The organism is Streptomyces sp. NPDC059477 (genome assembly GCF_042749375.1).
In the GTDB taxonomy this organism is placed as follows: Bacteria; Actinomycetota; Actinomycetes; order Streptomycetales; family Streptomycetaceae; genus Streptomyces.
Genome location: NZ_JBHYUG010000060.1, coordinates 39,556 through 51,585, shown reverse-complemented (window position 1 = coordinate 51,585; position 12,030 = coordinate 39,556). Strand labels below are relative to the sequence as shown.

The following is a 12,030-nucleotide window of genomic DNA, read 5'->3' as shown; positions in this document are numbered from 1 at the left end:
GGTCAGGGAGACGCCGTCGAGGGGGCGGGCCCCGCCGCCCCGGCCCCGGGGGGGGGGGGGGCGGGGCGGGGCCGGGAGGTGTTGAGGGGGGGGGGGTGTGAGGGGGGAGTGAGTGGGTGCGGGGCGTGGGGCGGGGGCCGCGCCGCGCCCCGGCCCACGGGGTGCGGGGCCCAAGGGTGCGGGGCCAGGGGTGCGGGGCCCAAAGGTGAAGGGGCCGGGGGTGAAGGGGCCAGGGGTGCGGGGGTCAGTCGTTCAGGACGTCCTTTACGTCCCTGAGGTCCACGTACTTGAAGCCGGTGGACTCGCGGTCGCCGTCCGCCGGGGTCTCCTGGCCGTCCTGGACCACGAGGAGGCCCTTCGGGTAGCGCTTGCCGAGGGGGGCGTTGAGGACGGCGGCGCCGTCGCAGACCTCGGAGCCGTCGAGGGTCGCGGAGGCGGCGGTGATCCGGAAGGACGCCTCGTACGCGTTGTGCTCGCTGACTTCGCGGTCGTAGGCGACGAAGGTGTTGTCGCCCTGGCCGGAGGCCAGCAGATAGCCGTCGCCGCCGGGCTCGTCCAGGATCGTCAGCCCTTCGACGTCGGCGGCCAGCCGGTCACCGCCGAAGCCGGGGTCGGCGCCCGGGGTGCACTCCTCGGTCTCCTCGTCGTAGGTGCCCGGCACGCCGAACTCGCGGACCTTGTCCATCAGTACGGGCCCGCCGGTCAGGTCGGCGCGCAGCCGCCAGATGCCGACGTCCTCCTGACCGGCGTACAGCGTGCCGTTCGCGGGGTCGACGACCATGCCCTCGATCTGGGGCAGTTCGTCCGGCTCACCGCAGGGCGTCCAGGTCGATCCGTCGGGGAGCGGGAAGGCGGACGGGAGGGTCAGGGTGCGGACCGTGCGGTAGCCGACCGTGCCACCGGGCGCCGGGGTCAGTTCCAGCAGCGCCAGTTCGGTGCGGCTGCGCCGGCTCACCAGCGCGTAGGAGCGGCCGGATCCGGTGTCGGTCCAGGTGGCGAGGCCGTAGGCGGTGTGCTGGTCGTTGATCTCGTCCTGGGTGGTGTTGAAGATCGGGCGGGCGGCCGGGTCGGTGACGTCCGTCAGGGGGGCGCCGGGCCGGTTGCCGTCGACTCGGTAGATACGCAGCCGGTCGTTGCCCCGGTCGCTCACCACGGCCAGGTCGGCGCGGGTGCCCGCGAGACGGGTGCCGAGCACCAGGTCGACGTTGTTGTACCGGCCGGGCGCGTCGTCCTCGCCGGGCGGGGCCGGGGCGGGGAGGGACTGCACCTCGCGCGCGGCGAGATCGTAGACCCGCAGGCCGCCTTCCTTGGCGGTGGCGATGACCAGGCTGCGGTCCGGATCGGCGCTGTTGCGCCAGATCGCCGGGTCGTCCGCGTTGGCGTTGCCGCCCGCCTCGTCGTCGTAGAGGGCGGCGGTCTCGGCCCTCGGCTGGACCGTGGGCGGCCCGGCGGCCCCGGCGGGCGACGCCCAGGCCGTGGCCAGCATCGCGCCGAGTATCAGCCAGGTGCCTCGCAGCGTCTGACGCATCGTCACAGTCGGTCCCTTCTGGGGATGTTGGACGGACGGCGACGACCCTGTCGGTGAGCGGCTGCCGGGCGTGAGCCGGGTTCCGAACGGCAGATGAAGGGACGGGGAATGCTCGGGCAACGGACACGGCGGTGGGTCGGCGGCCCCTTGGCCCCACCATGCCCGGCGCGCTCGACCCAGCGGTGAGGCGCTCTCTCCTCGGTCGGACAGAAGTCACCACTCTCCGTGGGAGCGGGGCCCCCGGTGCCCCCGCGCCCCCCCCCCCCGCGGCACCAACCCCCAGCCCGAGGAGCACACCGCCCCCGCCCCACTCCTCTCCCCTCCCTCCCGCACCACGAAGGACCGCTCATGACCGCACGAGCCGAACACCCCGCACGCCCCAGGGCGGTCTGCGTCATGAACCCCGGCATCATCGACCTCGTCCTGCCACCGGACACCTACGCGCGCCTCGCCGCACTCACCGACCTCGTCACCATCGAGCCCTGGTCACCGGCCACCTGCCCCGACGCACTGGCCGACGCGGAGATCCTGCTCACCGGCTGGGGCTGCCCGCGACTGACCGCCGACGTCCTGGCCCGCGCACCCCGGCTACGAGCCGTGCTGCACGCCGCGGGCACCGTCAAGGAACTGGTCAGCGACGCCGTGTGGGAACGCGGGATCACCGTCTCGTCGGCCGCCGACGCCAACGCCGGTCCCGTCGTCTCGTACACCCTCGCCCTCATCACCCTCGCCGCCCGCCGCACCCTGACGACGGCGGCCGGATACCGGGACGACTGGCCGGACTTCGCGGGCCGCCCCGGCGGCGACGGGCTCACCGTGGGCATCATCGGCGCCTCCCGGATCGGCCGCGGGGTCATCGAAGGACTCCGCCGCGCCGACGCCGGCTACCGGGTACTGGTCACCGACCCGTATGTCACCGAGGACGAGGCCCGGCGGATCGGTGCCGAGCGCGTCGAACTCGCCGAGCTGTGCCGGCGCTCCACCGTGGTCAGCGTGCACGCACCGCTGCTGCCCGAGACCACGGGACTGCTCGACGCACGGATGCTGGCCCTGATCCCCGACGGCGGCGCGCTCATCAACACCGCGCGCGGCGCTCTCGTGGACACCGAGGCCCTCACCGAGGAGTGCGCCTCGGGCCGCCTGGAGACCTACCTCGATGTGACGGACCCCGAGCCCCTGCCGCCGGGCCACCCCCTGTACTCCCTGCCCAACGTCCTGCTCACCCCGCACATCGCGGGCGCGCAGGGCAGCGAGGTACGCCGCCTGGGCGCCTACGCCGTCGAGGAGACCGCCCGCTGGCTGGCCGGTGAGCCACTGCTCGGCGAGGTCACCCGCGACCGGCTCAAACGCCTGGCCTGAGCGTCCGCCCGCCGGGGACACCACACACGTTCCACCAGGACACCCCGCACCCGCACCCCCACAGCAGCGGTTCCCCCTCGACTCGATCAACCCCCCGCCCAGGGATCGGCCGAAGGTGCCCGTCTCTCGAAAGGCCGTACCACATGACAACTCTGCAACCACCGGCCACGGATGTGGCCGAGAAGGGCCGGCAGCCGGACAGGGGCCGCCTGCGGCGACTGAAGCCGCACAGCCGCCGGGATCTCGCCCTGTTCTGGTTCGTGCTCCCGGGCCTCGCCGTCCTGCTGCTGTTCCACTATGTGCCGCTGCTCGGCAATGTGATCGCGTTCCAGGACTACCAGCCGTACATCGGCATCCTGCACAGCCCCTGGAGCGGATTCGAGAACTTCTCCGTCATCTTCAACGGTGACCAAGGGTTCCTGCGGGCGCTGTCGAACACCCTCCAGCTGACCCTGATCCAGGTCGTGTTCGTGTTCCCCGCACCGATCCTCCTCGCCCTGACCCTCAACAGTCTGGTCAGCGAGCGGATCAAGAAGTGGGTCCAGAACGTCCTGTACCTGCCGCACTTCCTGTCCTGGGTGGTCATCGTCGCCCTGTTCCAGCAGATGCTGGGCAACGCCGGCATGCTCAACCTGTTCCTCCAGGCCCAGGACATGGGCACCTGGAGCATCATCGGCGACCCCGAGCTGTTCAAGACACTGCTGACCTCCCAGGTGATCTGGAAGGACACCGGCTGGGGCACCATCCTCTTCCTCGCCGCCCTGTCCCGCGTCGACCACAACCTCTACGAGGCCGCCGCCATGGACGGGGCCAGCCGCTGGCGGCAGACCTGGCATGTCACCCTGCCCGCCCTGCGCGGCCTGGTCATCCTGCTGCTCATCCTGCGCCTGGGCGACGCGCTGTCCGTGGGCTTCGAGCAGATCGTGCTGCAACAGCAGGGCGTCGGCCTGGAGAACAGCGAGGTCCTGGACACCTATGTCTACAACAACGGCGTCATCGGCGGACAGTGGGGCGTCAGCGCCGCGGTCGGCCTGGTGAAGGGCCTCGTGGGAGTCGTGCTCGTCCTGGGCGCCAACAAGATCGCCCACTTCTTCGGCGAGGAAGGTGTGTACCGCAAGTGACCACGCTCAATCCGGCGCACCCGGTGCGCCGCAAGCCGAAGCCTCCCCAGCAGGGGAAGCGGCCCCAGCGCCACTACAGCGCGATACCCGGCGAGACCCCCGGCGCGCTGCCGTGGCGGGCGCTGAAGTCCGTGATCCTGCTGGTCTGCGTGATCCTGGTCGTGCTGCCCTTCCTCGCGATCATCTCGACGTCGGTCGCCGACTCGGCGCAGGTCACCGAGGCCGGCGGATACGTCCTGTGGCCCGACAACATCACCTTCGACTCCTACTCGGCGCTGCTCTCCGGCGGTCTGGTCTCCCAGGCCATGCTGGTCAGTGTCGGTGTCACCGTCGTCGGCACCGCGCTCAGCCTCGTCTGCTCCATCTTCCTGGCCTACGGGCTCAGCCGGCCCGGGTCCTTCGGGCACAAGCCGGTCCTGATGCTGCTGCTGATGTCCATGCTGTTCGTGCCCGGCGTCATCCCCAGCTATCTCATGGTCAAGCAACTGGGCCTGATCAACAGCTACTGGTCACTGATCCTGCCCGGCGTGATCAACGCCTTCAATGTGATCGTGCTGCGGTCGTTCTTCATGGGGCTGCCGCAGGAACTCATCGACGCCGCCCGCATCGACGGCGCGTCCGAGATGAAGATCCTGCTGCGGATCGTCCTGCCCCTGTCGAAGGCGTCGGTCGCCGTCATCGGCCTGTTCTACGCGGTGACGTACTGGAACGCCTTCTTCAACGCGATGCTCTACATGAACGACACCGCCAAATGGCCCATGCAAATGGTCCTGCGGACCTATGTCGTCAACAACGCGCAGCTCAGTGGTGGTCAGGTGGATGTGGCGGCCGGTGCCGCCATACCCCCCGTGCAGTCCCTGCAAGCGGCGATTCTGATGCTCTCGATCGTGCCCATCGTGCTGATCTATCCGTTCCTCCAGCGGCACATGAACAAGGGCGTGATGGTCGGAGCGGTGAAGGGATGAACACGGTGATCAACACGGTGACGAACAAACTCAGCCGCCGCGGCTTCCTCGCCTCGGCCGCCGGAGTCGCGGCGGGCCTGACGCTCTCCGCGTGCGGCGACCACCGCCCGGTGTCCACCGCCGCGGCCAATGCCCAGGTACCGCTGCCCACGTACATCCCGTACCAGGGCGTGGAGACCTCCATGCCCGCGACCGCGGACGGCGTGGCCCCCGGCTATCTGAACTACCCGAAGGACCCCGTCCGGGCCTTCCCCGACGGACCGCCCGCCAAGGGCGACCCGATCGACATCATGAACCTCATCTTCAACCCGGTGCCGCCGCCCGTGGACCGCAACACCATGTGGCAGGCCCTGAACCAGTACGTCGGCTGCGATCTCAACTTCCAGATCACCCCCGTCGCCGACTACCCCAGCAAGTTCGCGGTCACCATCGCGGGCGGCGACCTGCCCGACGCCATGCTGATGCTGCCGCCGAACTCGAACGCCGCGGCCTCGCCCGATATGCTGAGCACCCTGTTCGAGGACCTCACCCCGTATCTGTCCGGCGACGCCGTACGCGACTACCCGCACCTCGCCAACATCCCCACCGCCTCCTGGGGCATGACCGTCCTCAACGGCGGGATCTACTCCGTCCCGATGCCCCGGCCGCTGTCCGGCGGCCCCAACTTCGTCCGCCTGGACCTGCTCAAGCAACTCGGCGTCGATCCGAACCCGACGAGCTGGCGCGAGTTCGAGCAGCTCTGCAAGGACGTCACCGACCCCAAGGCGAACCGGTACGCGCTCGGCGAGAGCGTCACCGCCTGGGACTTCGCGATGCAGTCCCTGGGCGCCCCGAACAAGTGGGGCGAGGAGAACGGCCGCTTCACCTGGTACCACGAGACCGAGGAGGCCAAGCAGGCCCTGGACGCGGTGCGCTCGCTCACCAAGGCCGGACTCATGCACCCGGACACGTACACCGTGCTCGGCAAGGCCAAGGAGTGGTTCGGCACCGGACACACCGTCATGAACCCCGACGGTCCGGTCGCCTGGAACGACTACTACACCGTCTACGGCCCCAACGCGAAGGACATGGAGATCGGCTACATGATCGCGCCGGGCTGGGACGGCGGCCCGGGCGTCCAGTGGCAGGGCCAGTCCAGCTACGCCACGCTCATCCTCAAGAAGGCGCCCAAGGCGCGCATCCAGCAGATCCTGCGCGCGCTCGACGCCCTGGCCACCCCCTTCGGCACCGACGGCTATCTGCTGCGCAAGTACGGCGTCCAGGGACCGGACCACACCCTGCGGGGCACCGACCCGATCCTCACCGCCCAGGGCGGCACCGAAGTCACCCTGCCGACGATCTTCGCCACCGACGCGCCCTTCACGCTCTACTACCCGGCCAAGCCGGAGATCGTGAGCCGGCAGTACGCCTTCCAGAAGCAGGCGATCGAGCAGCGGCGGCCCAACCCGGCCGAATCGCTCTACTCGCCGACCAACGCCAGGAAGTCGGGCCTGCTCCAGACCGGCCTGGACGACATCCGCAAGGGCATCATGCAGGGCCGCCGCCCGGTCAGCGACTGGGACGACGCGATGAAGACCTGGCGCAAGGAGGCCGGCGACCAGATCCGCGCCGAGTACGAGCAGGCGTGGGAGGCGCGCAACGCATGATCAGGGAGCCTGTACCTCATGACGCGGGAAGCCCGTACCTCATTACGGGGGACCCGCACCTGATGACGAGTAGAGCCCGCACCCCATGACGGGGACCCGCACCTGATGACGAGTGAAGCCCGTAGCGCATGACGAGGAAGACCCGCACCTCATGACGAGGGAGACCCGCACGCCATGACCCGCACCCCCGCCGAGGACCGCGCCCACTGGGAGCGGACCGCGGACCGGATGCTGCTCGCCGTACGGCCGTACGCCACCGATGGGCACTCCTTGATCCACCTGCCCGGAGTGCCGAGCTCCAACGGTGTGCTCAGCGACGGCCTGGAGGGCTTCGCCCGTACGTTCCTGCTGGCCGCCTTCCGGCTGGCGGGGGCGGGCGGCGGTGATCCGCACGGCCTGGCCGCCTGGTACGCGGCCGGTCTCGCCACCGGCACCGACCCGGCGCACCCCGAGCGCTGGCCGTCCTTCGCCGAGTGCAACCAGGCCAAGGTGGAGGCCGCGTCCATCGCGCTCGCGCTGCACGAGACCCGGCCATGGATCTGGGACCGGCTCGACGACAAGGTCAGACAGCGGATCCTGGACTGGCTGGCGCCGATGACCGGCAATCTGATGCCCGGCAACAACTGGATCTGGTTCCAGGGCATCACGGAGGCCTTCGCCCGTACCGTGGGCGGTCAGTGGCACCAGCAGGACCTGGACCGCACGATCGGCCTCACCGACGGCTGGTACGCGGGCGAGGGCTGGTACTCCGACGGGCTCACCGGCGGGGAACCGCGCAACTTCGACCACTACAACGGCTGGGCCATGCACCTGTACCCGCTGTGGTTCTGCCGCATCCTCGGGGACGCGGCCCCCGCCGGGCTGCTCGACCGCTACCGGGCCCGGCTCACCCGGTTCCTCGCCGACCAGCGCCTCCTGGTGGGCGCGAACGGCTCACCGCTCGTGCAGGGCCGCTCGCTCACCTACCGGCACGCCGCCCTCGCCTCGCTGTGGACCGGCGCGCTGTTCGACGCCACACCGCTCGCGCCCGGCGAGACCCGCGCGCTCGCCACCCGCATGCTGGACCATTTCACCCGGCACGGTGCCACCGACGAGAACGGCCTGCTCACCCTCGGCTGGCACCGGCCCTACCGGGGCGTGCTCCAGGTGTACTCGGGACCGGCGTCCCCGTACTGGGCCAGCAAGGGCTTCATCGGGCTCGCGCTACCGCCGGACCACCCCGTGTGGACCAGCCCGGAAACCCCCCTCGCCGTCGAACAGGGGAACTTCGGGCGGGCGTTGGCGGCGCCCGGCTGGCTGGTCTCGGGCACCTCGGCCGACGGGATCGTCCGGGTCGTGAACCACGGCGGCGACCATGCCGACCCGATCCGGCCGCACGCCGACGACCCCTGCTACGCACGGTTCGCCTACTCGACGCACACCGCGCCCGAGACCCCGGGCGACCCCACCGCCGGTACGGGGTCCTGCGCGGACGCCGACCCGCTGGACAACGCGGTCGTACTGCTCGACGCCGCCGGACGCGCCTCGCACCGGCGCCCGGCGACCCGCGTCTCCTTCGGCGACACCACCGCCGTCTCGCGCAGCCGCGCCCACTGGCCCGCCGACGCCACCTGGGACCCCTTCGGCGGCCCCGACACCCCCTACACGCTGGGCCCCTGGATCACGGTCGGCTCCGCACTGCGCGGCACGATCGAGGTACGGGCCGTGCGGGTCGACCCGGCGCCGGACAGCACGGACGGTCATGTGCTGCGGATCGGGGGGTGGGCGGTCGCGACCGGGGCGGTCGACACCGCGGCGATCGCCGCCGGGGCAAGGGCCGCCGGGGGAGAGGCTCCCGGGCTGGGGGATGCCGCTGGCGGGAACGCCGGGGACGGGCATGCCGGTGACAGTGATGCCGGTGACAGGGATGCCGGTGACGGGAACGCCGGGGACGGAGCACTCCACCCCGCCACCGTCCGGGTCGCGGGCGAGGCCGGACCGGTCTCCGTCATCATCGGGGCGCATCACCTCCCCCACGCCTCCGTCGTGTCCGGCATCGACAGCAACGCCATGGGGGCCACGTCGGCGACACCCGTCGTCACGACCGACGGACCCGTCACCCACGGCACCCTGCACATCGCCCTGATCCATCTGGGCGGCACCGACCCCGCCGCCCTGCCCGAGGTCACCACCCGTGCCCAGGACACCGACCTGTGCGCGGAGGTGACCTGGCCGGACGGGGCCCGCGACACCATCCGGCTGCCCGCGCCCGACCCCTCGTACGACCCCTGGAAGGACTTCCGCCGTGCATGACGACCGCCGGATCATCGAGGACCGGATCCGCAAACTCCTCGACCGGGTGATCCGTCCCGCCCTCTACAGCGCCGCGCGGCCCTTCACGCTGAGCGCCTGGTTCGTGGACGGCGAACCGGTCCCGGTCGCGGACGCGCTGGCCGCCGATTACGAACCCTTCACCCTCGGCTCCACCTGGGGCCGCCCCTGGGCCACCACCTGGCTGCGCGCGCGGGCCGACCTCCCCGAGGACTGGACGGGCCGGCGCGTCGAGGCCGTCTTCGATCTCGGCTTCGACCTCACCAAGGGGCCCGGCGGCCAGGCCGAGGGCCTGGTCCACGACGCCGAGGGCGCCCCGCTCCAGGGCCTGCACCCCTACAACCGCACGGTGCTGCTCACCGAGCACGCCACCGGCGGCGACCGGATCGACCTGCTGATCGAACTGGCCGCCAACCCGCCCATCGTCGGCAGCGCGGGCCTGCATCTGCACCACGGCTCCCTGGAGACCTCCGGCGACGCGCACATCTACCGCCTCGAACAGGCCGAGATCGCCGTGCGCGAGGACGACGTCTGGCACCTCATCCACGACATCGAGGTGCTCGACGAGCTGATGCACGAGCTGCCCGTCGGCTCCTCGCGCCGCCACGAGATCCTGCACGCCCTGCGCCGCGCCGCCGACGCCATCGACCCGACCCGGGTCGCGGGCACCGCGGCGGCGGCCCGCGAGCGCCTGTCCGACGTACTGTCCCGGCCCGCGCACGCCTCCGCGCACACCCTCGCCGCGGTCGGCCACGCGCACATCGACTCGGCGTGGCTGTGGCCCGTACGCGAGACCGTCCGCAAGTGCGCCCGCACCTTCACCAACATGACCACCCTCGCCCAGGAGTACCCCGAGCTGGTCTTCGCCTGCTCCTCGGCCCAGCAGTACGCGTGGATCAAGGAACAGCGCCCGGAGATCTTCGAGCGGATGAAGAAGGCCGCCGGGGACGGCACCTGGGCCCCGGTCGGCGGCATGTGGGTCGAGGCCGACGGCAACCTGCCGGGCGGCGAGGCACTCGCCCGCCAGCTGGTCTACGGCCGGCGCTTCTTCGCCGAGGAGTTCGGCATCGAGCAGCACGGCGTCTGGCTGCCCGACTCCTTCGGCTACACCGCCGCGTATCCGCAGCTGGCCCGGCTGGCCGGCGCCAGCTGGTTCCTCACCCAGAAGCTCTCCTGGAACGAGACCAACAAGCTGCCGCACCACACCTTCGACTGGGAAGGCATCGACGGCACCCGCATCTTCACGCACTTCCCGCCCGTCGACAGCTACACCGCCGCGCTCACCGGGGCGGAACTCGCCCACGCCGAGACCACCTTCACCGACAAGGGCGTGGCCACCCGCTCCCTGGTGCCGTTCGGCTACGGGGACGGCGGCGGCGGCCCCAGCCGCTCCATGCTGGAGAAGGCCCGCCGCCTGCGCGACCTCGAAGGCTCACCCAAGGTCGTCATCGAAGCGCCCGACGCGTTCTTCGCGGCGGCCCGCGCCGAACGCGACCAACTGCCCGTGTGGCGGGGTGAGCTGTACCTGGAGAACCATCGCGGTACGTACACCAGCCAGGCCCGCACCAAGCGCGGCAACCGCCGCAGCGAGGCCCTGTTGCGCGAGGCCGAGCTGTGGGCCGCCACCGCCGCGCTGCGGGCCGGCGCCCCCTACCCGTACGAGCACCTCACCTCGCTGTGGCAGCGGGTGCTGCTCAACCAGTTCCACGACATCCTGCCGGGCTCCTCCATCGCCTGGGTGCATCAGCAGGCCGAGCGTGAGTACGCGGAGATCCGCGAGGAACTGGAGACCCTGATCGCGGACGCGGCCGGGCACCTGCCCGGCGGCCCCGCGCTCCTCAACGCCGGCCCCTACGCCCGCCGCGAGGTCGCCGTCATCGCCGGGGAACCGACGACCGGCGGGCAGCCATTCCCGGCCGGGCAGCCGCTCTCCGACGGGCGCACCGCGGTGCTCGCCGAGGTGGACGCGCTCGCCTCCGGCGGCGCGGTGGACGCCCCCGCGCAGGCCGTCTCCGCCACCGCCAAGGACGGCGGCTTCGTCCTCGGCAACGGCGTCGTGACCGTCGAGGTGGACCACCGCGGACTGATCACCTCCGTGTACGACCACGCGGCGCGGCGCGAGGCCATCGCCCCCGGCACGGCGGGCAACCTCCTCCAGCTCCACCCCGACGACCCCAACCTGTGGTCGGCGTGGAACATCGACACGTACTACCGCGACGTGGTCCGCGATCTCGACCGGGCCGAGTCGGTGACCCTCGTGGACGAAGGTCCGCTGCTCGCCTCGGTCCGTGTCGAGCGGGTCCACGGGGCCTCGCGGTTCGTCCAGTACGTCGAGTTGGCCGCCGAGAGCCGGCAGGTCACCGTCCGCAACGACATCGACTGGCAGGAGCGCGACACCGTCCTCAAGGCCGCCTGGCCGCTGGACGTGCACGCCGAACGGGAGAGCGCCGAGATCCAGTTCGGCCACGTCCAGCGGCCCACGCACGAGAACACCAGCTGGGACGCGGCCCGCTTCGAACTGTGGGCGCACCGCTGGGTGCATGTCGGCGAGCGGCGCTGGGGCGCGGCCGTCCTCAACGACTCGACGTACGGCCACGACGTCCGCCGAGACACCCGCGAGTCCGACGGCGGCACCACCACCACGGTCCGGCTCTCCCTGCTGCGCGCCCCGCACAGCCCGGACCCCGACGCCGACCGTGGCCGGCACCAGTTCACGTACGCCCTGCTGGCGGGCGTCGGCATCGAGGAGGCCGTGGCCGGCGGCTACGCCCTGAACCTGCCGCTGCGCCCCGCGCCCACGCACGCCGCCGCGCTGATCGGCCTCGACACCACCGACGTGGTGGTCGAGTCGGTCAAGCTCGCCGACGACCGCAGCGGCGATGTGGTGGTGCGGCTGTACGAGGCGTTCGGAGGCGCGGCGTCGGCGCGCCTGACGGCGGGCTTCCCGCTCGCCGCCGTGAGCGACTGCGACCTCCTTGAGCGGCCCGAGCAGGAGCTGCCGCACACCGGGGACGCCGTCGACCTGCGGCTGCGGCCCTTCCAGATCCGCACCCTGCGCCTGCGACCGGCAGGGGTGGGCGAGAGCACCTGATCCGCCGCAC

Annotated in this window: 7 protein-coding genes; 6 read left to right on the top strand and 1 reads right to left on the bottom strand. The window is 71.6% G+C overall.

The window, feature by feature from the left end; all coding sequences use genetic code 11:
• Positions 1-244: 244 nt before the first annotated feature.
• A complete protein-coding gene (locus ACFXAZ_RS26565) occupies positions 245-1,528 on the bottom strand; it encodes a phytase (RefSeq protein ID WP_384596199.1) in 1,284 nt (427 codons plus the stop codon).
• 348 nt (positions 1,529-1,876) lie between these two features.
• Between ACFXAZ_RS26565 and ACFXAZ_RS26560 the strand changes: the two genes are divergently transcribed.
• The 6 genes from ACFXAZ_RS26560 to ACFXAZ_RS26535 all read left to right on the top strand — a co-directional run bounded on the left by ACFXAZ_RS26560 (position 1,877) and on the right by ACFXAZ_RS26535 (position 12,020).
• Positions 1,877-2,887: a hydroxyacid dehydrogenase gene (locus ACFXAZ_RS26560; protein WP_384596190.1), complete on the top strand. Its 1,011-nt coding sequence runs from the start codon at positions 1,877-1,879 to the stop codon at positions 2,885-2,887.
• Positions 2,888-3,030: 143 nt separating this feature from the next.
• A complete protein-coding gene (locus ACFXAZ_RS26555; RefSeq protein ID WP_384596187.1) occupies positions 3,031-4,008 on the top strand; it encodes an ABC transporter permease in 978 nt (325 codons plus the stop codon).
• A complete protein-coding gene (locus tag ACFXAZ_RS26550) occupies positions 4,005-4,973 on the top strand; it encodes a carbohydrate ABC transporter permease (RefSeq protein WP_384596184.1) in 969 nt (322 codons plus the stop codon). The genes ACFXAZ_RS26555 and ACFXAZ_RS26550 overlap by 4 nt, the downstream gene beginning before the upstream one ends.
• Positions 4,970-6,619, top strand: a complete 1,650-nt coding sequence (locus ACFXAZ_RS26545) for an extracellular solute-binding protein (protein WP_384596181.1) — start codon at positions 4,970-4,972, stop codon at positions 6,617-6,619. The genes ACFXAZ_RS26550 and ACFXAZ_RS26545 overlap by 4 nt, the downstream gene beginning before the upstream one ends.
• A gap of 174 nt (positions 6,620-6,793) precedes the next feature.
• Positions 6,794-8,911: a DUF2264 domain-containing protein gene (locus ACFXAZ_RS26540; protein ID WP_384596178.1), complete on the top strand. Its 2,118-nt coding sequence runs from the start codon at positions 6,794-6,796 to the stop codon at positions 8,909-8,911.
• Positions 8,904-12,020 carry an alpha-mannosidase gene (locus ACFXAZ_RS26535; RefSeq protein WP_384596175.1) on the top strand — a complete coding sequence of 1,039 codons (3,117 nt, stop codon included), beginning with the start codon at positions 8,904-8,906 and terminating at the stop codon, positions 12,018-12,020. The genes ACFXAZ_RS26540 and ACFXAZ_RS26535 overlap by 8 nt, the downstream gene beginning before the upstream one ends.
• The last annotated feature ends 10 nt before the right edge of the window (positions 12,021-12,030 follow it).

What these genes read in the sequence shown, in the direction of transcription:
- ACFXAZ_RS26540 (WP_384596178.1), top strand. Translation starts at nt 6,794, where the DNA reads ATGACCCGCACCCCCGCCGAGGACCGCGCCCACTGGGAGCGGACCGCG.
- ACFXAZ_RS26560 (WP_384596190.1), top strand. Translation starts at nt 1,877, where the DNA reads ATGACCGCACGAGCCGAACACCCCGCACGCCCCAGGGCGGTCTGCGTC.
- ACFXAZ_RS26555 (WP_384596187.1), top strand. Translation starts at nt 3,031, where the DNA reads ATGACAACTCTGCAACCACCGGCCACGGATGTGGCCGAGAAGGGCCGG.
- ACFXAZ_RS26545 (WP_384596181.1), top strand. Translation starts at nt 4,970, where the DNA reads ATGAACACGGTGATCAACACGGTGACGAACAAACTCAGCCGCCGCGGC.
- ACFXAZ_RS26565 (WP_384596199.1), bottom strand. Translation starts at nt 1,528, where the DNA reads ATGCGTCAGACGCTGCGAGGCACCTGGCTGATACTCGGCGCGATGCTG.